The organism is Micromonospora sp. NPDC049048, from assembly GCF_043197615.1.
Classification (GTDB): domain Bacteria; phylum Actinomycetota; class Actinomycetes; order Mycobacteriales; family Micromonosporaceae; genus Micromonospora.
In genome coordinates this window covers 397,412-415,914 of record NZ_JBICTM010000006.1, presented here as the reverse complement: position 1 = coordinate 415,914, position 18,503 = coordinate 397,412, and the positions used below count along the sequence as shown (strand labels likewise).

Here is an 18,503-nt window from a genome sequence, read left to right as displayed (position 1 = left end):
CCCCGTGGTCGTCCTGGAGGACGTCGTCCGTGAATATCCCGGCGGTGTCCGTGCCGTGGCCGGCGTGTCCCTGGTGATCGAGCGCGGCGAGGCGGTGGCTGTCGTGGGCCGCTCGGGCTCGGGGAAGTCGTCGTTGTTGAACCTCATCGGGACGCTGGACCGGCCGACCAGCGGACGGGTGGACATAGCCGGGCACTCCGTCACCGACCTCACCGACCGGCAACTGTCGGCGCTGCGGGCCAGCACCATCGGCTTCGTGTTCCAGCAGTTCCACCTCACCCCTGGTCAGCCGGTCTGCGAAGCGGTCGCCGACGGGCTGCTCTATGCCGGGGTGGGCCTACGCGAACGGCGTAGGCGGGCCGCCCAGGCGCTGGAGCGGGTGGGGCTCGACCACCGACTGCATCACCGCCCGCACGAGTTGTCGGGCGGGGAACAGCAACGTGCCGCCATCGCCCGTGCCCTGATCGGCGCGCCACGACTGTTGCTGGCCGACGAGCCGACCGGCAACCTCGACTCCGTCTCCGGCGCCACGGTCATGGAACTGCTGCGGGACCTCAACACCACCGGAACCACTGTCGTGGTCATCACCCATGACCACGAGGTCGCCATGGCCCTGCCCCGACAGGTGGAGATCGCCGACGGCCTCGTGGTGGCCGACACGCTCCTCTGCTCGAACGCGGTCGCGCCACCTCGCGCCGTCGCCGGGTGGGGCGACGGCCGGCCGGACGGGGGCACCGCATGACGGCGCGACGGAACGGGCCGCGGCCGGCCCGGCTCGGACCGGGCGATGTGGTGCGTGTCGGGGCCGCCGGCCTACGCGCGAGGAGGTTACGGGTCGTGCTGTCCGCGCTCGGCATCGCCATCGGCATCGCCGCGATGATCAGCGTGGTCGGCATCTCCTCCTCCAGCCGCGCCGACCTCGACCACCGGCTGGCCGAGCTCGGCACCAACATGCTCACCGCCACGCCGGGGAAGACCGAGTACGGCGCGACCGCCACGCTGCCGGAGACCGCCGTTCCCATGGTGGCCCGGATGGACGCCGTCGAGTCCGTCTCGGCCGTGGGCGTCCTGCCGGGGACATCGGTCTACCGCAACGAACTCGTACCGGCCGAGGAGACCAACAGCATCGGCGTCTACGCGACCCTCCTCAACCTGCCCGACACCCTTCGCGCCACGATGGCGGCCGGACACTGGCTCACCGAGCCGAGCGTCCAGTTCCCCACCGTCGTGCTCGGCGCCGAGGCCGCCCAGAACCTCGGCTTCGACGAGATCACCGGGCAGAGTCAGGTCGTCGTCGGTCGCCAACGGTTCACCGTCGTCGGCATCCTCGCGCCGGCGCCGCTGGCTCCGGAGCTCGACCTCGCCGCGTTGATCGGGTGGTCCGTCGCTGTCCGGGACCTCGGGTTCAACGGTCATCCCACCAGCGTCTACACCCGGATACGATCCGACGCCGTGGCGGCGGTCCGTACGCTACTCGGCCGGACCGTCAACCCGGCCGCGCCGTACGAGGTGCGCGTCTCCCGCCCGTCCGACGCGCTGGCCGCCCAGGCCGCGACCGACCAGACGTTCCAGAACCTGATGATCGGGCTCGGTGCGGTCGCGGTGCTGGTCGGAGCCATCGGGGTCGCCAACACCATGGTGATCTCCGTCCTGGAACGCCGGACCGAGATCGGCCTACGCCGCGCGCTCGGCGCCACCCGTGGGCAGGTGCGATTGCAGTTCCTGGTCGAGTCGCTGCTGTTGTCGGCGATCGGAGGTGCCGGAGGTGTGCTGTTCGGCATCATCGCCACCAGCGTCTACGCCGCGACCAGGCAGTGGATGGTCGTCGTACCCCCGTGGGCGACCGCTGGCGGGATGGCGGCCACCCTCGCCGTGGGGACCGTAGCCGGCCTGTACCCGGCGATGCGCGCGGCCCGGATGACGCCGACCCAGGCCCTCACCGGCAGCTGAGTGGTCAGCGCACCACGGCGGGACGGAAGGCGACGGGCCGCGCGGCCGGCGGGGTGTCGCCGATCGTGGCGACGAGCCGCTCCCGGGGTGTCCGCAACCGGGTCCGGAAGGCGTGGTTGAGCAGCGCGTCGAGCTGCCACACCTGCTTCGGGTGGCGGGTACGGATGAGGAAGCGCTCGCGGATCCCGTCGATCGCCGTGGCCGCCAGCTCGACCGACTGCAGGCGCGGATCGGGGCTCCAGGTGACGTTGCTGAGTTCCCGCAACTCCGTGTTGAGGTGCAGGCGCAGCCGGTGCAGCACGCGGGTCTGCTGCGTGACGACCAGCCGGCGGTGGGTCAGCAGGAGGAGGTACTCGCCGGCCATCGGGCGGTCCGGTCGGCCGCACCGGGTGACGAGAATGGTGGCGTCGCCGGAGCCGACGCAGCGCCGGAAGACCGGCATGTGGCGGGTGACGGTCTGCACCGCCAGCCCGGCCTCGGAGGCGGCCGGGAGGAACGTTCGGGAGAAGACGTCCATGCCCTGCCCAACGACGGCGGCATGGTAGTGACATGGGTCACGCGCAAATTGCAGAACTTCCACGGCCGCCCGTCGCACCGCCTGTGCGGCTCCCGGGCCCCGGCGGCCCGCCGGGGCCGGCCACCGCTCAGACCGGGTCGGGCGCGAACAGCTCCTGGAGCCAGCCGGGCACTGCGGCGGCGTACTCCGCCCGGCCCGGGTCGGCGCCCCGCAGGGCGCGGCGCCAGGAGAGCGCCCGGCTGACCCGGGTGACGCGTACGGCCAGGCGGGCCGCCTCCCGCAGCGTCGCCGGATCGTGCCCCTGCGACCACGGCTCCAGGTAGGCGTCGCGGAGCCGGGCCAGCGCCGGATCGCCCTCGGGCAGCCCGAACGCGTCCGCGACCGAGTTCAACGTCACCAGCAGGGTGCCGAACGGATGCGCCACCGAGGCGTCGCCCCAGTCGAAGAAGCGGTACCCGGCGCCGGCCACGAAGACGTTGCCGTCGTGCAGGTCGTCGTGCTGGACGGTCGGCGCGACGCCCGATCCGGCCAGCCGCCGGCAGTCCTCGGCGAACGCGGGCCGGTGGGCGCGCAGCCGCTCGTGCGCCTCGGCGGTGAGCCCGTCCTCCGTCCCGGACAGCAGCGACTCCTCGTCCTCCAGCAGCGCCTCGAACAGCTCCGGCAGCGCCTCGGGCCGGTGGTCGGGCACGCCGAGGGCGAGCAGTTCGCCGGCTGCGGGCGCGACCGCGCGCTGGAGTTCGGCGTACTCGGGCAGGACCTGCTCCCAGCGGTCCAGCAGGCTCCGGTCGCCACCCAGCGCGTCGCGCAGCGTCCGGCCGCCGTCGGGCAGCAGGGACCAGCCCCGGTCGGCGTCCACGGCGAGCGGGTCGAGCACCCGGCCGGGGGCGAGCCGGGCCAGCGCGGCCAGCAGCGCGGCCTCGTAACGGGTGCCGGGGTTGTTCGCCTTGAACCAGACGTCTCCGCCGTCGGTGGGCACCCGCCAGACCAGCGACCAGGGCCGGACCCGCGGCTCGACCGGCCCGACGACCTGGCGGCCGTGCCGACCGAGTCGCTCGCCGATCCAGTCGAGCGCGGCGTCCCGCCAGCCCGGGTCGGCCCAGCCGGCGCGTGGCGTGCTGGCCCGGTCGTCGGGCTGCGTGGCGGCGTCTGTCACGCCGGGCAACGTAGCCGCCGACCGGGCCGTCGGGCCATGGGTTTTCCGCCGCCCTACAGCAGCTCGACGATCGTGGCGTTGGCCATGCCGCCGCCCTCGCACATCGTCTGGAGGCCGTAGCGGATGTCGTTGTCCCGCATGTGGGCGAGCATGGTGGTCATGATCCGGGCGCCGGAGCCGCCGAGCGGGTGGCCGAGGGCGATCGCACCGCCGCGCGGGTTCAGCCGCTCCGGGTCCGCCTCGGTCTCCGCCAGCCAGGCCAGCGGCACCGGGGCGAACGCCTCGTTGACCTCGTACACCCCGATCTCCTCGATGCCCAGCCCCGCGCGGCGCAGCGCCTTCGCGGTCGCCGGGATGGGCGCGGTCAGCATGGTCACCGGGTCGTCGGCGGCCACGACGGCGGTGTGCACCCGGGCCAGCGGGCGCAGGCCGTGCCGGCTGGCCCACTCGCTGGTGGTGACCGCGAGCGCCGCCACGCCGTCGGAGATCTGCGACGCGGAGCCGGCGGTGACGACGCCGTCGGGGCGGAACGGGGTCGCCAGCTCGCCGAGCTTCTCCAGCGAGGTGTCCCGCCGGATGCCCTCGTCGGCGGTGAACTTGCCGCCGTCGGCCAGGGCGACCGGGGCGATCTCGGCGTCGAAGGCACCGGCGTCCTGCGCGGCGGCGGCCTTCTCGTGGCTGGCGAGGGCGAACTCGTCGAGCTGGGCGCGGGAGAGGCGCCAGCGCTCGGCGATCAGCTCCGCCCCGACGCCCTGGTTGAACGGCAGCGGTGCGTCGTCGGCGAAGCCCTCGACGCCCCGGTAGCGGTCGCGCAGCTGGTCGCTGAACGGCGACCCGCCCGCCACGCTGGCGCCCATCGCGACCCGGGTCATCGACTCGACGCCACCGGCGACGACCAGGTCGGCCTGGCCGGAGAGGACGGTGGCGGCGGCGAAGTGCAGGGCCTGCTGGCTGGAGCCGCACTGCCGGTCGAGCGTGGTGCCGGGCACCGACTCGGGCCAGCCGGCGGCCAGCACGGCGTTGCGGGCGACGTTCCACGACTGGTCGCCGACCTGGGAGACGCAGCCCCAGACCACGTCGTCGACCTGCGCCGGGTCGATGCCGGTGCGCTCGGCGAGGGCGCGCAGCACGTGCGCCGAGAGGTCGACCGGGTGCACGGCCGCCAGGCTGCCCTTACGCCGTCCCACCGGGGTGCGTACCGCGCCGACGATGACTGCGTCACTCATGACTACTCCCCGGTAACATAGGCTGGCCCCGATCCTACGTCCTCGGCGGGCCCGGCGTCCTCCCCCGTGCCCTGGCATGCTGAACGGATGCCTCCACACCCGGCACCGACCCGGCAGTGGCGGGTGCCGCCAGCCCTACCGGCGCTCAAGCTGACCGGCGCGGTCGCACTGCTGGCGCTGGCGCTGCTCCTCGACGGGGGCGACCGGATCCGGTTGGCGCTGGCCGTACTCACGGCCGTCGCGCTCGCCGGCTGGGCGGCGCGTGACCTTCTCGCGCCGGTCCGGCTCGCGGTCGACCCGGACGGGATAACGGTCGTCCAGGGCTTCGCGGGGCGCCGGCGGCTGCCCTGGTCGGCCATCGAGAAGGTGACCGTGGACCGCCGCGCGCGGCGGGGCCTGAGCGGCGAACTGCTGGAGATCGACGCGGGAGACTCGCTGCACCTCCTCGGCCGCCACGAACTCGGCGCGCACCCCGCCGAGGTGGCCGAGGCCCTGCACGAGGCCCGCCCGCGCTGAGCGACGCGCGCCCGACGTCGCCCCGGGCGGCCCGCCACCAGGCCAGGTGGCGACGCTGGGCCCGCCCCGATCACCACCGGCGCCCCGTCCCGGCCCACCCGCAGCCCGGCCCACGCGCGCCCGGCCCGGCCGCGCGGGGACCCGGAGCCGGGCCGGAGGTCAGCCGCCGACGATGGCCGCGGTGCGGACCAGGGCCAGGCCGATCAGCGCCAGCACGATCAGCGCGCCGCCCGCGAACTGCACCAGCGTCCGGCGCGACCGCGGAGCGTACGCGAACACGAGTGCCAGCAGCCCGCCGACCACCAGGCCGCCCAGGTGCCCCGGGATCGAGATGCCCGGCACCGTGAACGTGAAGACCAGGTTGATCACCAGGATGGGCAGCACCTGGGAGATGTCCCGCCCCATCTTCCGTTCGATGACCACCAGCGCCGCGAACAGGCCGAAGATCGACGTGGAGGCACCGGCGGTGAGCTGGTTCTCCGCGCTGAACAGGTAGGCGGCGACGTTCCCGCCCAACCCGGCGACCAGATAGAGCGCCAGGAAGCGCAGCGGCCCGAGGCTGGCCTCCAGCGACCGACCCAGCACCCACAGGGCCCACATGTTCAGCAGCAGGTGGACCACGCCGTAGTGCAGGAACATCGCGGTGACCAGGCGGTACCACTCGCCCTCGGCGATGCCGCCGACCGTGCCGTCGGGGAAGAGCGCGCCGCCGAGCACCGCGCCCCAGTCGGTCAGCGGGGTGCTGCCGCCCATCAGGCCGCCGAAGCCGGAGCCGCCGACCGCCGCGTCCCCGCCCCGGTCGGAGGCGATCGAGAGCAGCATCATCAGCACGTTGAGCGCGATCAGCGCCCTGGTGACGTAGCCGTGCCGGCCGGCGGTACCGCCACCGAAGGCGGTACGCGCCGGCCGGACGCTACGTCGTCCCTCCGCCACACACTCCGGGCACTGGAACCCGACCGACGCCTCCCGCATGCAGTCCGGGCAGATCGACCGGTCGCAGCGGGTGCAGCGGACGTACGTCTCCCGGCCGGGGTGCCGGTAGCAGACCGGGGTGGTGGGTGGCGATTCGCTCACCACGTTCGCCCGCCGTCGCGGATCACGCGGACCACCAACCGTTCCCGGCCCTCGGAGCGCTCAGTCATGTCGGCAAAGGTACCTCGCGGACCGCTCGGACAGCGGACCGCTGAGACGGCGTTGCGCTCAGGCAGCGGACCGCTCGATCTCGACCCGCTCGATGACGACGTCCTGCAGCGGCCGGTCGTTCGGGCCGGTCGGGGTGTTGGCGATCGCGTCGACGACCTTCGCGGACTGCTCGTCGGCCACCTTCCCGAAGATGGTGTGCCGGTTGTTCAGGTGCGGCGTCGGCGACACGGTGATGAAGAACTGCGAGCCGTTCGTGCCCGGCCCGGCGTTCGCCATCGCCAGCAGGTACGGCTGGTCGAAGCGCAGCTCGGGGTGAAACTCGTCACCGAACTTGTAGCCCGGGCCACCACGGCCCGTGCCGGTCGGGTCGCCCATCTGGATCATGAAGCCGCTGATCACCCGGTGCGAGATGGTGCCGTCGTAGTACGGCCCCTTGCCCGGCTGACCCGTGCGCGGGTCGGTGTACTCGCGGGTGCCCTCCGCCAGTTCGACGAAGTTCCGCACGGTCTTCGGGGCGTGGTTGCCGAAGAGCTCCAGCCGGATCGGGCCAGCGTTGGTGTGCAAGGTGGCGTAGACAGCCTCGGCCACGGGTACTCCTCACTCGTTGGTCAGTTCCATGCGGATCCTCCCATGTGCCCGATCTGGCAGTGCGGAGGCATCCGAAGGTGGAGGATGACGAAGGAACAACTCCCAGGAGGTGGGACCGTGTTTGGAATCGGGCGGCGTAAGACTCAGGGACAGCTGGCCAAGGTGGAGCTGAACCAGGGCCTCGGTCACCTGAGGCAGGCCGCGACGTACGCCGCGAAGGGTGCCGGTGCCACCGTCGCCCCGCGGGTCCAGGCGGCCCGGGGCGCCGTCGCGCCGACCGCCGTCATGGTGCGCGACCGCGCGTCCAGCGGCCTCGCGTCCACCGTCGCCGCGCTCGCGCCGCTGGCCCTGGCCGTCCGTAAGGCGCAGGCCGAGGCGGCGGGCAAGGCGGTCACCGGCAGGAAGGCCGTCGCAGCCAAGCAGGCCGCGGCCACCAGGAAGGTCAAGGCGAAGAACATGAAGGCTGCCCGGAAGAAGAACTCCCGGCGGGGCGGGTCCATGATGACCGGCCTGCTCGCGGCCGGCGCGGTGGCCGGGGTCGCCGCGATGGCGATGCGGCGGCGCCGGGAGCAGCAGGAGTGGGCCGAGTACGACCCGACCCGCACGCTGGAGCCGATGCGCGACGAGGTCGAGACCATGGAGATCCGCACCCCGGACGCCTCGACGAAGCCGAGCGGCCCGGGCGTGGCCGGCGGCCCGACCGGCGCCGGCAGCTCGGCGGTGGCCGGCGGCGACAGCGCCTCCACCACCACCCCGGGCAAGCAGCCGGCGGTCCACCCGACGGACAAGGTCCCGTCGGTGGCCGAGGGCGCCAAGGACACCTCGGGCCGTCCGGCGGACGACCTGACCCAGGCGCTCGGCAAGGGCGGCGCCAAGGCCAACAGCCGCCGCTGACAGCTCTGTCGGTCCCGGAAAGCGCCGGCGAAGCGGCTCCCCGCCGCACCGCCGGCGCTTCCGCGTGCGGCGACTGCGGGTCCGGCGCTCGCCCGGCCGGCGGTTCCGCGGCCGGCGGCGGGCGGTGGGCGGCGGGCGGCGGGCGTCAGAGCCAGCCGTTGCGGCGGAACCAGCGGTAGAGGGCCAGCGAGATGGCCAGCATCAGGGCGAGGACGACCGGATAGCCGTACGTCATCCGCAACTCCGGCATGACCTCGAAGTTCATCCCGTAGATGCCGGCGATGGCGGTCCAGACGGCGGCGATGGCGGCCCACGCGGCGATCTTGCGCATGTCGTTGTTCTGGTCCACGGTGACCTGGGCCAGCCGCGCCTGGAGGATGGAGTTGAGCAGGTCGTCGTAGGAATTGACCTGCTCGACCGTACGGCTGAGGTGGTCCTGCACGTCGCGGAAGTAGCGGCGGATCTCCTTGGGCACGTCGCGGTTCATCTGCGCGGTGAGCGTCATCATCGGGCGCTGCAACGGCATCACGGCCCGCTTGAACTCCACCAGTTCCCGCTTCATCTGGTAGATCCGCTGGATCCGACCGCTGGACTGCCGGTCGAAGACGTCGGCCTCCAGCGTGTCGAGGTCGTCCTCCAGCCGGTCGGCCACCTCCAGGTAGAGGTCCACCACCCGGTCGGTGACCGCGTACGCCACCGCCCAGGGCCCCTGGAGCAGCAGGTCCTGCTTCGTCTCCAGGTCGGCGCGGACGGGAGCCAGCCGGCAGGCGTCCCCGTGCCGGACGCTGACCAGGAAGTTCGGGCCGATGAAGAGCAGCACCTGGCCGGTCTCGACGACCTCGGAGTGCTCGGTCAGCTCGGCGTGCTCGCAGTACCGGGCGGTCCGCAGCACCAGGAAGCTGACCTCACCGAACTGTTCCAGCTTGGGGCGCTGCTGCGCCTTCACCGCGTCCTCGACGGCCAGCTCGTGCAGCCCGTAGGTGGCGGCGATGGCGGTCATCTCGGCCAGCTCCGGCTCGTGCAGGCCGAGCCAGACGAAGCCATGTTCCTCGCGGCGGGCCGCGGCGAGCGCCTCGGCGTACCGCCAGTCGCCGGGCTGCCGGCGGCCGTCCACGTAGAGGGCGCAGTCGACCACCGCGCTGCGCTCGGGGCCGGCCGGCGAGGAGACCTGCTGCGGATTGTCGGAGTTGAGCCGGCGGGTCATCGCCCGCACCGGCGCCACCCAGTCCCGGGGCCTCAGCACCCGCCCGCCGTTCGGCGCGGTCGTCCGCCCCTGCTGTTCCCGGTCCGTCATCACGCCCCTCCCACGCGCTGCCGCGGGTGAACAGTACGCCGCGCGGCGATGATCACCGCCGGTGACGATCGGCGGAGGGTGGCGCCGGGCGGGCCGGGTCGCATCAGGGGGGTGAGGGGACGACACGGCCCACCCGGCGCCCTTTGGGGGCGGGGGTTGTGCTGGTCGCGCCGCCCCACGTGTCGCTGGCCGAGCCGGCGGGGAATCAGGCACCGGTGCGGCGGGGCCGGCACCGGGCGGTGAGTTCCACTACACGTGGTGAGTGACGCTCGCAGCATTGTGAGCCGCCGGCCGCCCCGGCGGGAGACCCGGGGCGGCCACGATCGCGCAACTGTCAGAAATCTGACAGAAATTCAGCTACGGACGGCCGCCATGGCCTCCGCCAGGCGCCGCACCCCCTCGTCGATCCGGTCCGCGGTCACGGCCGAGTACGCCAACCGCAGGGCGTGCCGCCCGCCGTCGACGACGAAGTCGCTGCCCTTGACCACGGCGACCCCGCGCTCGGCGGCGGCCGGCGCGAGCCGGTCGACCTCCACGTCCTCGGGCAGCTCGACCCAGAGGAAGTAGCCGCCGTCGGGCTCCACGAAGCGGGCCTCCGGGATGTGCCGGCGCAGGGACTCGGCCAGCACCCGGGCGCGCTCGCCCAGCGCCGCGCGTACGGTCTCGATCGAGCGCTCGATGTCGCCCGAGACGCAGAACTGGTGCACGATCGCCTCGGAGACCATGCCGGGCGAGATGTAGAGGTTGGTCGCCTTCTTCGCGATGTCGCCGATCAGGTCCGCGGGGCCGACCAGGTAGCCGACCCGTACGCCGGGGCAGACCGTCTTGGTGAAGCTGGAGGCGTGCACCACCACGTCGCGGGTGTCCATCGAGAGCATCGACGGCAGCGCCTCGCCCCGGAACCGGATGTCGGCGTACGGGTCGTCCTCGAAGATCGTGAACCCGTACTCGGCGGCGAGATCGAGCAGTTCCCGGCGCTTCTCCAGGCTCAGCGTCACGCCGGCCGGGTTCTGGTAGTTCGGGATGACGTGCGCCAGCCGGGGGCGTACCCCCGACTCCAGCAGCTTGCGCAGCTCGGCGGTGTCGAGCCCGTCCGGCTGGATGGTGACGCCGTGCAGCTCGCTGCCCATCCGCTGGAGGTTCAGCAGGGTGCGGTCGTAGGTCGGGCGTTCCACCACCACCGCGTCGCCGGGGCGGACCAGGTGGTCGAAGAGGAACGCGTCCGCCTGCAACGACCCGTTGGTGATCAGCACCTGGTCGGCGGAGACCCCGTGCTTCTCGGCGATCCACTTCCGCAGCGGAAGGTAGCCGACGGAGGTGCCGTAGGCGGTCACCCCGGCAGGATCGGCGTCGAACGCGCGGACGGCGGCGGCCTTGAGCCCCTCGACATCGACGATGTCCAGCGAGGGAGCGCCACGGGCGAAGGAGATCAGCTGCTCGGCAGTCATGGCTGTTCAGCGTACGGAAGGCGACGGGGTGTGTGCGCCAGGCACGGCGATGTCCGCATCCTGAGCCACCGGGACGGGTGACCGGCATCCACCGGTCGCCGACAGGTCAGACCGGAAGGCCGAGCGGGTCGTGCTGCGCCTCCCGGGAGAGCCCGTCCACGTGCAGGCCGAGGGCCGCGATGAGCTGCCCCCAGTCGAAGTAGGAACGCCAGGCCGCGATCCGGCCGCGCCGGACCCGGACGACGTCCACCACGTCCCAGCTCACCAGCCGGCCGGTCGGCGCGACGGTCCCAAACGGGGTGTGCAGCACACCGGTGTGGGTGCCCGTGAGCCGCTGCTCGACGGCCGCGCCACCGGCCGTCTGCACCGACCCGATCGGGTCGACGGAGAGGTCCGGGAAGGCCCCCGTCCAGGTGCGCAGCAGGGCGGGCAGCTCGATCGGGCGCACCGTGACGCCGGGCATGGAATAGAAGGCGTCGGCCGCGTAGAGGTCCGGCAGCCGGGCCACGTCCCGCCGCAGGAGCATCGCGTACTGCTGCTCGACCAGCCGATCCGCGCCACGCATGAGGACCTCCGTCGCGGATCACGGCCCGTCCGTGTCCGTACGGAATCCTTACCCGTCGATCGCCCCGCCACACCCGCGACGAGGACGGCGTCGAGCGACCGGCCCCCGGGACGAACCTCTGGACGGGTCAGCTCGCCTCGGCCATCCGGCTCTCCGCCCAGACCCGCATGATGTCCCGGACGGAGATCACCCCGGCCACCTCGCGCCCGTCGAGCACCACCAGGTGCCGGAACCCGCCCCGGGCCATGGCCGCGGCCGCCTCCTCCACCGTCCACTCCGGCCCGGCGTAGACCACGTCCCAGGTCAGGTGCGAGCCCGTCCGCTCGACGTCGCAGTCCAGATCGGCGCCGATGGCCTTGAGCACGTCGCGTTCCGTCATGATGCCGACGCCCTCGGAGTCCGGGTCGATCACGACCGCCGACCCGACACCGCGGGCCGACATCATCCGGGCCGCCTGGCGGAGCGTGTGCTCCGGGCCGACCACGAGAACCTCGCTGGACATCGCTTCCCGAACCCGCATCACGCATCACCCCTGTGGGACGGTGGCACCCGGTAAGGGAACATGGTGCGCACAGACGCTGCCCGGCGACAAGAGCGGGCGTCGCCGGGGAGCGCCCCGGCTCGCTACTGTCGTGGCGTGTCCACCGAGCCACTACGCTGCGCCTGCGCGCTGATCTTCGACGAAGACGGCCGACTCTTCGTCCAGCGTCGGTCTCCTCACCGGCGCATCTTTCCCAACTGCTGGGACGTCGTCGGCGGTCACCTGGAACCGGGCGAGGACTGGCTGGACGCGCTGCGCCGGGAGGTGACCGAGGAGACCGGCTGGACGGTGTCGCACGTGCTCGGTTACGTCGGGGAGTACCGCTACGTCGCCGACGACGGCCTGGCGCGCATCGAACGCGACTGGCTCGTCCGGGTCGACGGCGACCTGACCCGACCGACGCTGGAGGTGGGCAGGCACACCGAGTTCCGCTGGCTCGCCGCCGACGAGCTCGACCTGCTCGACGAGAACCGCGACGTCAACGACGGCCTCATCCGGCGGATCGCCGACGAAGGCTTCGCCGCCCTGCGTTCGATCGGTCTGTGAACGACACCGTCGAGCTGGCGCCGCACCGGTTCGCCGGCCTGGTCGCCCCCGCGGTGGACCGGGCGTTCGTCGCCGGCATCCTCGCCGGCCGCGACGGCGGCGCCGCCGAGTTGAGCCAGCGGTACGGCGGCCCGGCGGCCACCAGCTTCCTGCTGGAGTTCCGCACCCGCCTCGCGGTGCCGGGCGGGACGGTCGACGAGACCGGCTTCGCGGCGGTCACCCGCTACCGGGACCCGGTCGAGTGCCGGCGGGCCCTGGACAAGCAGGTGGCGTACGGGATGATCCACCGGAGCGCCGACGGGGAACTCTCCGCCACGGAGCGCGGGACGGCCTTCCTCGCCGAGCTGTGGCAGGTGCACGCGGAGGTCACCGAGGAACTCTGGGCGGGGCACGAGGACCGGGTGCTGCGGCTGGTGGAGGCGTTCGGCCGGGTGCTCACGTGCGCGCTGGTGCTGGCCGACGAGCAGGAGGCGGAGGCGGCGGGTGCGGCGTTCGCCGCCACGGCACCGCCGTACGAGCCGGACGGCACCCCGCCCGGCGTGCTGCTGCTGAACCGGCTCGGCACGATGCGCTACCACCGGGCCGACGCGCACGCCGCCGCGTGCGACGCCGCCGGGCACAGCGCGGCGAGCGCCACCGCCCTGCCGCCCGGCCCGGAACAGCTCGCCATCGAGTTGGAGACCGACCGGCGGGCCGCCGGCCCGTACGCCGTACTGACCGCCGAGGAGCGACTGGGGGTGCTGGCGGACCTGGCGGCGCTGCCCGGCTGACCCGGTTGACCGCAGCGGTGCCGCCGCGCGGGGCTATCCTCCAGCGGTGACCGGGACTCGTACGACGGAGGACGCCTCAATGATCGGGATGGTGCTCGCAGCCGGGGCGGGGCGCCGGCTGCGCCCGTACACCGACACCCTGCCCAAGGCGCTGGTGCCGGTCGACGGCGACACCACCATCCTGGACATCTCGCTGCGTAACCTGGCCGAGGTGGGGCTCACCGACGTCGTGATCGTGGTCGGCTACGCCGCCGACGCGGTCGTTTCCCGGCAGGCCGACCTGGAGAAGCGGTACGGCGTCACGATCACCCTCGTGCACAACGACAAGGCCGAGGAGTGGAACAACGCCTACTCGCTCTGGCTGGCCCGGGAGCACTTCTCGCGGGGTGTGCTGCTGGTCAACGGCGACACCGTGCACCCGGTGAGCGTGGAGAAGACGCTGCTGGCCGAGCGTGGCCCCGGCATCCTGCTGGCCGTCGACACGATCAAGCCGCTGGCCGAGGAGGAGATGAAGACCACCTTCGACGCCGCCGGCCAGCTCACCCGGATCACCAAGCTGATGAACCCGGGCGACGCGTACGGGGAGTACATCGGCGCGACGCTGATCGAACCGCAGGTGGCCGACGCCCTCGCCGACGCGCTGGAGGCGACGTGGCGGCGTGACCCGAACCTCTACTACGAGGACGGCTACCAGGAGTTCGCCGACCGGGGCGGGGAGGTCCGGGCGGCGCCGATCGGCGACGTCTCCTGGGTCGAGGTCGACAACCACGCCGACCTGGCCCGGGCGCGGGAGATCGCGTGCCGCTACTAGCCCGTACGGTCAACACCCCGCTCGTGATCGAGGTGCGGCGGGGCGCGGTGGCCGACCTCGGGGCGGTGCTGGCCGACCGGCGGATCTCGTCCGGCGGGGACGTGGCCGTCGTGGTCGGCCCCGGCCAGGGCGAACGGATCGTCGAGCTGTGCCGGCCGTCGCTCGGCGCGGCCGACGTCTTCACGGTCGTCGGCGGCACCATCGACGCGGCGAACGACCTCGGTGACCGGCTGCGCCGTCGTCACTACGACGCCGTGGTGGGCATCGGCGGCGGCAAGACCATCGACACCGCCAAGTACGCCGCCACCCGCTACGGGATGCCGATGGTGACGGTGGCGACCAGCCTGGCGAACGACGGCATCGCCTCCCCGACCGCCTCGCTCGACCACGAGGGGGGCAAGGGCTCCTACGGGGTGCACATCCCGATCGCGGTGATCGTCGACCTCGACTTCGTGGAGAACGGCCCGGACCGGCAGACCCAGGCCGGCATCGGCGACGCGGTGAGCAACCTGAACGCCTGCGCCGACTGGGAACTCGCCCACGAGGTACGCGGCGAGCCCATCGACGGGCTGGCGGTGACGCTGGCCCGCACGGGTGCGGAGGCGCTGCTCAACCACCCCGGCAAGATCACCGACGACAGCTTCCTCACCACGCTGGCCGAGGCGCTGATCATGGGCGGCATCGCCAGCTCGGTGTGCGGGTCGACGCGCCCCGCCAGCGGCGGCGACCACGAGATCTCCCACGCGATCGACCGGCTCCATCCCGGCACGGCCGCCCACGGCGAGCAGGTGGGGCTCGGTGCCCTCTTCTGCACGTTCCTGCGCGGCGACACCGACCGGTTCGGCCGGCTCGCCCGCTGCCTGCACCGGCACGGTCTCGCCACCACACCGGCTGACCTGGGCCTGAGCGACGAGCAGTTCGTCGATGCCGTGCAGTTCGCGCCCCGGACCCGGCCGGACCGCTACACGATCCTCGAACACCTGGCGATGTCGCCTTCCGAGACGCGGGAGCGGCTGGCAGACTACGCCGGTGCAATCCGCGACCACCGTGGCTGAACCCCGTCCCACCGTCGCCGACTTCCATCGGGTGAACCGGGGCGGCGGCCTGTTCAGCGAATCGATCAGCCAGTGGCTGGGCGCGGTCTTCGCGCTCGTCGCCCAGCGCCTCGGGCTGCGCCCGACCGCGCTGACCATCGCCAACCTGGTGCTCGGCCTGGCCACCTCCGTCACCGTGGTCGCACTCGCCGGGCGGGTCGCCGCCAGCGACGTACCGGCCTGGGCGGTCGGGCTGCTCGCGCTGGTCGGTTGGCAGGTGGCGTACGCCCTGGACTGTGCCGACGGTCAGCTCGCCCGGGTGACCGGGCAGGGCAGCGCCGCCGGTGCCCGGGTCGACGTGCTCGCCGACGTGGCCGCCCAGATCGCCCTGGTCGCCGCCCTGTCCGCGACGGCGGTGGCGCAGGAGCCGTCGACGCCGAGCTGGCTGGTCGCGATCTTCGCCGGCACCTGGATGGTCAACCTGGTCACGTCGGTGATGCAGGCCGGCCCGAACGCCGCCAGCATGGTCACCTCGACCTCGCTGCCCGTACGCCTCGTGAAGCTCGTCCGCGACTACGGCGCGGTCATCTTCGCGGCCGGCCTGGTGCTGGCCTTCGCCCCCGCCCTGGTCCTCTGGGTGATCGTGGCGTTCACGATCGTCAACGGCGGCTTCCTGCTCGCCAGCATCGCCTTCTCGGCCCGCGCCTCCCTCCGCTGAGCTGCCACGGCGGGGGACGGCTCCGGACGGACGGCTTTGCGCCGATGGCGGTGCTGCCGCAGGCAGCGTCACTGCCGGTTATGGCCGTCGGCGTTCTTCTGCCACTCGCGGCCACCGAGAGAAAAGCGCCCCGGCTCCGAAACGAATGTGCCCCGTCGCGCAGCCTTGAACGGGTGATCCGTGCTCCGTGGGGCGATGGTGCTCGCCGGGCCAGTCGCGGGCGAAAGGGTCGTACGGACGCTGTCGAGCTGAGTCGTCTGTGACATCAGGCGGTCGCCTCCGGGCCGCCGCTGTGCCACCACCGGCGGTGAGTCGTCTACGACATCAGCTCGACAGTGTTCCGCCCACGGATCCTCCGCCCGTCAGCGGATACGGGTGCCGACCGGCGACGGAGGCGGGGTCTTCCCGTCCGCTGACCTGGATCGCCTGATCACGATCATCAACTCCGTCCGGGACACCGCTGCCCCGGCCAACGAGGTGGCCTAGCGGGGCGGGGCAGGCTCCGTCGGCCAGCGGTTGGCAGGCGCAAGGCGAGGCAGGCGTGAGGCGAGGCGGGGGGGCCGGGGCTCAGCGGGGTGAGGCGGGGGCCGAGACGCCCGCGTAGATGTCGAGGAGGCGCTTGGTGACCACGTCGGGGTGGAACGTGCGCTCGTAGCGCAGCCGGGCGGCCGAGGCCAGCGTCGCCGCGCCGGTGCGGGCCACCGGGAGGGCGGCGGCCATGGCGGCCGGCTCCGGGGGCACCACCCAGCCCGCCTCGCCCGCCTCCACACCGGTGGGCAGCGCGACGCGGCCCTCCCCCGGGGTGGCCGTGGCGACGGCGGCCGGGCCGGTGCCGGCGGGTTCGCGGGGGGCGTCGGCGCCGAGCAGGTACGGGATGCCGCCGAGCGCGGTGCCGAGCACCGGCCGGCCGGCGGCCAGCGCCTCGATGATCACGGTGGGCAGCACGTCGTGCCAGGTGGAGGCGGCCACGATGACCGCGCTGGCCTCGATCGCGGCGCGTACTCCGGCGCGGTCCAGCGGCCCGAGGTAGGTCACGTCGGCGCGCTCGGCGGCGGCGGCCTCGGCCAGCGGGCGCAGTTCCCCGTCCCCGGCGATGCGCAGCGGGCCGAGCGCGCCGTCCGGGTGCCGCCGCCAGGCGTCCAGCAGCAGGTCCAGCCCCTTCTCGGGGGAGAGCCGGGCCATGTAGAGGAAGCCGTCGCCGAGCGGCGCGGGCGCCCCCGGGTCGGGGATGCCGTTGGGCTTCACCACGATCCGCTCGGCCGGGATGCCGTAGTCGCGCAGGTGGTCGGCGACCGCCGAGGTGAGCGCGACGAACCGGTCCACCGAGCGCCAGGTGCCCCGGTGCACGGCCAGCGTGGTCGCCATCAGGGCGCTCTGCGCCCGCGAGCCCCGGTAGCAGCGGTGCACGATCGCCGGCACCCCCAGGGCCCGGCCCCGGCAGTCCTGGCAGATCATCCCGTCGCGGAAGTAGAGCCCCGAGGAGCAGACCTGGCGGTAGTTGTGCACCGTCTGCACCACCGGCACGCCGTGCCGGTGCGCGGTCCGCACGATCCAAGGCGAGATCAGGGGGTACGGGTTGTGCAGGTGCAGCACGTCCGGCCGGTGCTCGGCGATCAGCCGGCTCAGGTCCTCCTGCGCGCGGGGCGCCCAGATCGGCGAGATCGGCAGCAGCGCCTTGGCCGACTTCGACATCGACGGGATCTCGTCCGAGCTGCGGATGAACGGCAGCACCTCCACTCCGGCCGAGGTGAGCTGCGCGATCTCCACGTCGACGATCGTGTTCTCACCGGAGGGCTGAGCCTCCCGGTACCGGTTGTGCGCCACCACGATTCTCACGGAGCTTGCCTTTCGTTCGCGATTGCGGGACTCGCAAGCTCATTCCTCACGCTCACGGGAAAGAAGGCTACCGTTGGCTGGTGCCCGAACTACCGGAGGTTGAGGCGCTCGCGGGTTACCTGCGTGAGCGCGCGGTGGGGCGGCGGGTCGACCGGTTGGAGGTCGCCGCGATCAGCGCCCTGAAGACGTACGACCCGGCGCCCACCGCCGCCGTCGGGCGGACCGTGACGGACGCCCGCCGGCACGGCAAGTTCCTCGACGTGGTGCTCGACGGCGAGCTGCACCTGGTGGTCCACCTGGCCCGGGCGGGCTGGCTGCACTACCGGGAGGCGTTCCCGTCAGCCGCCCCGCTGCGCCCCGGCAAGGGACCGATCGCCCTGCGGGTGCGCCTCGACGACGGCTCGGGCTTCGACCTGACCGAGGCCGGCACCCAGAAGAGCCTCGCCGGCTACCTGGTCACCGACCCGGCGACGGTGCCCGGGGTGGCCCGGCTCGGCCCCGACGCACTCGCCGCCGACCTGGCCACCTTCGCCGAGCGGATGCGCAGCCGCAAGGGCCAGGTCAAGGGGGTGCTCACCGACCAGACGGTGCTGGCCGGGGTCGGCAACGCGTACTCCGACGAGATCCTGCACGCGGCGAAGCTGTCGCCGTTCGCGCTGACCCACCGGCTGACCGACGAGCAGCTGGCGACCCTGCACGCGGCGACGCGGCAGGTGCTCGGCGACGCGGTACGCCGGTCGGTGGGCCAGAAGGCGGCCGAGCTGAAGGGCGAGAAGCGCTCCGGGCTGAAGGTGCACGCCCGGACGGGGCTGCCCTGCCCAATTTGCGGCGACACCGTCCGCGAGGTCTCGTTCGCCGATTCCAGCCTCCAGTACTGCCCGACGTGCCAGACCGGCGGCAAGCCGCTCGCTGACCGTCGGCTGTCGCGACTCGTACGGTGAGTGACGACACTG

The 18,503-nt window shown here is 73.1% G+C and carries 20 protein-coding genes; 10 read left to right on the top strand and 10 right to left on the bottom strand.

Annotated features, from left to right (window positions below; all coding sequences use genetic code 11):
- Positions 1–4: 4 nt before the first annotated feature.
- Entirely contained in the window at positions 5–742 is a 738-nt protein-coding gene (locus tag ACGFIG_RS21540) for an ABC transporter ATP-binding protein (RefSeq protein WP_393005609.1), read from the top strand.
- Entirely contained in the window at positions 739–1,950 is a 1,212-nt protein-coding gene (locus ACGFIG_RS21535) for an ABC transporter permease (protein WP_393005433.1), read from the top strand. Before ACGFIG_RS21540 ends, ACGFIG_RS21535 begins: the two co-directional genes overlap by 4 nt.
- A gap of 4 nt (positions 1,951–1,954) precedes the next feature.
- On the opposite strand, the gene ACGFIG_RS21530 is transcribed toward ACGFIG_RS21535, so the two are convergent.
- The 3 genes from ACGFIG_RS21530 to ACGFIG_RS21520 all read right to left on the bottom strand — a co-directional run bounded on the left by ACGFIG_RS21530 (position 1,955) and on the right by ACGFIG_RS21520 (position 4,846).
- Positions 1,955–2,467 (bottom strand): hypothetical protein, encoded by a 513-nt coding sequence (locus ACGFIG_RS21530; RefSeq protein ID WP_393005431.1) that lies wholly within the window; start codon positions 2,465–2,467, stop codon positions 1,955–1,957.
- A 127-nt stretch (positions 2,468–2,594) separates the two neighbouring features.
- Positions 2,595–3,620, bottom strand: coding sequence for a phosphotransferase family protein (locus ACGFIG_RS21525; RefSeq protein WP_393005429.1), 1,026 nt, complete (start codon positions 3,618–3,620; stop codon positions 2,595–2,597).
- A gap of 53 nt (positions 3,621–3,673) precedes the next feature.
- Positions 3,674–4,846, bottom strand: coding sequence for a thiolase family protein (locus ACGFIG_RS21520; protein ID WP_393005427.1), 1,173 nt, complete (start codon positions 4,844–4,846; stop codon positions 3,674–3,676).
- Positions 4,847–4,933: 87 nt separating this feature from the next.
- On the opposite strand from ACGFIG_RS21520, the gene ACGFIG_RS21515 reads away from it, so the two are divergent.
- The gene (locus ACGFIG_RS21515; RefSeq protein WP_393005426.1) at positions 4,934–5,362 is read left to right on the top strand and encodes a PH domain-containing protein; all 429 of its coding nucleotides are present in this window, start codon (positions 4,934–4,936) and stop codon (positions 5,360–5,362) included.
- A 159-nt stretch (positions 5,363–5,521) separates the two neighbouring features.
- Here the strand turns inward: ACGFIG_RS21515 and ACGFIG_RS21510 are convergent, their stop codons facing one another.
- A complete protein-coding gene (locus ACGFIG_RS21510) occupies positions 5,522–6,436 on the bottom strand; it encodes a rhomboid family intramembrane serine protease (protein ID WP_393005424.1) in 915 nt (304 codons plus the stop codon).
- Between the two features lie 126 nt (positions 6,437–6,562).
- Positions 6,563–7,093 (bottom strand): peptidylprolyl isomerase, encoded by a 531-nt coding sequence (locus ACGFIG_RS21505; RefSeq protein WP_393005422.1) that lies wholly within the window; start codon positions 7,091–7,093, stop codon positions 6,563–6,565.
- Positions 7,094–7,177: 84 nt separating this feature from the next.
- Between ACGFIG_RS21505 and ACGFIG_RS21500 the strand changes: the two genes are divergently transcribed.
- Positions 7,178–7,987: a hypothetical protein gene (locus ACGFIG_RS21500; protein ID WP_393005420.1), complete on the top strand. Its 810-nt coding sequence runs from the start codon at positions 7,178–7,180 to the stop codon at positions 7,985–7,987.
- A gap of 145 nt (positions 7,988–8,132) precedes the next feature.
- Here the strand turns inward: ACGFIG_RS21500 and corA are convergent, their stop codons facing one another.
- The 4 genes from corA to ACGFIG_RS21480 all read right to left on the bottom strand — a co-directional run bounded on the left by corA (position 8,133) and on the right by ACGFIG_RS21480 (position 11,814).
- Positions 8,133–9,281, bottom strand: a complete 1,149-nt coding sequence (corA, locus tag ACGFIG_RS21495) for a magnesium/cobalt transporter CorA (protein WP_393005418.1) — start codon at positions 9,279–9,281, stop codon at positions 8,133–8,135.
- Positions 9,282–9,634: 353 nt separating this feature from the next.
- Complete coding sequence (locus ACGFIG_RS21490; protein WP_393005416.1) at positions 9,635–10,729, bottom strand: PLP-dependent aminotransferase family protein; 1,095 nt, start codon at positions 10,727–10,729, stop codon at positions 9,635–9,637.
- A 106-nt stretch (positions 10,730–10,835) separates the two neighbouring features.
- Positions 10,836–11,294, bottom strand: a complete 459-nt coding sequence (locus ACGFIG_RS21485) for an ester cyclase (protein ID WP_393005414.1) — start codon at positions 11,292–11,294, stop codon at positions 10,836–10,838.
- Between the two features lie 127 nt (positions 11,295–11,421).
- Entirely contained in the window at positions 11,422–11,814 is a 393-nt protein-coding gene (locus tag ACGFIG_RS21480) for a cyclic nucleotide-binding/CBS domain-containing protein (protein WP_393005412.1), read from the bottom strand.
- Positions 11,815–11,931: 117 nt separating this feature from the next.
- Between ACGFIG_RS21480 and ACGFIG_RS21475 the strand changes: the two genes are divergently transcribed.
- The 5 genes from ACGFIG_RS21475 to ACGFIG_RS21455 all read left to right on the top strand — a co-directional run bounded on the left by ACGFIG_RS21475 (position 11,932) and on the right by ACGFIG_RS21455 (position 15,714).
- Entirely contained in the window at positions 11,932–12,381 is a 450-nt protein-coding gene (locus tag ACGFIG_RS21475) for an NUDIX domain-containing protein (RefSeq protein WP_393005410.1), read from the top strand.
- Entirely contained in the window at positions 12,378–13,151 is a 774-nt protein-coding gene (locus tag ACGFIG_RS21470; RefSeq protein ID WP_393005408.1) for a hypothetical protein, read from the top strand. The genes ACGFIG_RS21475 and ACGFIG_RS21470 overlap by 4 nt, the downstream gene beginning before the upstream one ends.
- Positions 13,152–13,230: 79 nt before the next feature.
- Complete coding sequence (locus tag ACGFIG_RS21465) at positions 13,231–13,962, top strand: sugar phosphate nucleotidyltransferase (protein WP_393005607.1); 732 nt, start codon at positions 13,231–13,233, stop codon at positions 13,960–13,962.
- Positions 13,950–15,017 carry an iron-containing alcohol dehydrogenase family protein gene (locus tag ACGFIG_RS21460; RefSeq protein WP_393005406.1) on the top strand — a complete coding sequence of 356 codons (1,068 nt, stop codon included), beginning with the start codon at positions 13,950–13,952 and terminating at the stop codon, positions 15,015–15,017. Before ACGFIG_RS21465 ends, ACGFIG_RS21460 begins: the two co-directional genes overlap by 13 nt.
- Positions 14,992–15,714 (top strand): CDP-alcohol phosphatidyltransferase family protein, encoded by a 723-nt coding sequence (locus ACGFIG_RS21455; RefSeq protein WP_393005404.1) that lies wholly within the window; start codon positions 14,992–14,994, stop codon positions 15,712–15,714. Before ACGFIG_RS21460 ends, ACGFIG_RS21455 begins: the two co-directional genes overlap by 26 nt.
- 567 nt (positions 15,715–16,281) lie before the next feature.
- On the opposite strand, the gene ACGFIG_RS21450 is transcribed toward ACGFIG_RS21455, so the two are convergent.
- Positions 16,282–17,550, bottom strand: coding sequence for a glycosyltransferase family 4 protein (locus ACGFIG_RS21450; RefSeq protein ID WP_393005402.1), 1,269 nt, complete (start codon positions 17,548–17,550; stop codon positions 16,282–16,284).
- A gap of 80 nt (positions 17,551–17,630) precedes the next feature.
- Between ACGFIG_RS21450 and ACGFIG_RS21445 the strand changes: the two genes are divergently transcribed.
- Positions 17,631–18,491, top strand: a complete 861-nt coding sequence (locus ACGFIG_RS21445) for an Fpg/Nei family DNA glycosylase (RefSeq protein WP_393005400.1) — start codon at positions 17,631–17,633, stop codon at positions 18,489–18,491.
- The last annotated feature ends 12 nt before the right edge of the window (positions 18,492–18,503 follow it).

Bases quoted from the DNA above. Each gene is read 5' to 3' on its own strand.
- ACGFIG_RS21535 (WP_393005433.1), top strand. From the start codon at position 739: ATGACGGCGCGACGGAACGGGCCGCGGCCGGCCCGGCTCGGACCGGGC.
- ACGFIG_RS21530 (WP_393005431.1), bottom strand. From the start codon at position 2,467: ATGGACGTCTTCTCCCGAACGTTCCTCCCGGCCGCCTCCGAGGCCGGG.
- ACGFIG_RS21520 (WP_393005427.1), bottom strand. From the start codon at position 4,846: ATGAGTGACGCAGTCATCGTCGGCGCGGTACGCACCCCGGTGGGACGG.
- ACGFIG_RS21515 (WP_393005426.1), top strand. From the start codon at position 4,934: ATGCCTCCACACCCGGCACCGACCCGGCAGTGGCGGGTGCCGCCAGCC.
- ACGFIG_RS21500 (WP_393005420.1), top strand. From the start codon at position 7,178: ATGACGAAGGAACAACTCCCAGGAGGTGGGACCGTGTTTGGAATCGGG.
- corA (WP_393005418.1), bottom strand. From the start codon at position 9,281: ATGACGGACCGGGAACAGCAGGGGCGGACGACCGCGCCGAACGGCGGG.
- ACGFIG_RS21490 (WP_393005416.1), bottom strand. From the start codon at position 10,729: ATGACTGCCGAGCAGCTGATCTCCTTCGCCCGTGGCGCTCCCTCGCTG.
- ACGFIG_RS21485 (WP_393005414.1), bottom strand. From the start codon at position 11,294: ATGCGTGGCGCGGATCGGCTGGTCGAGCAGCAGTACGCGATGCTCCTG.
- ACGFIG_RS21480 (WP_393005412.1), bottom strand. From the start codon at position 11,814: ATGCGGGTTCGGGAAGCGATGTCCAGCGAGGTTCTCGTGGTCGGCCCG.
- ACGFIG_RS21465 (WP_393005607.1), top strand. From the start codon at position 13,231: ATGATCGGGATGGTGCTCGCAGCCGGGGCGGGGCGCCGGCTGCGCCCG.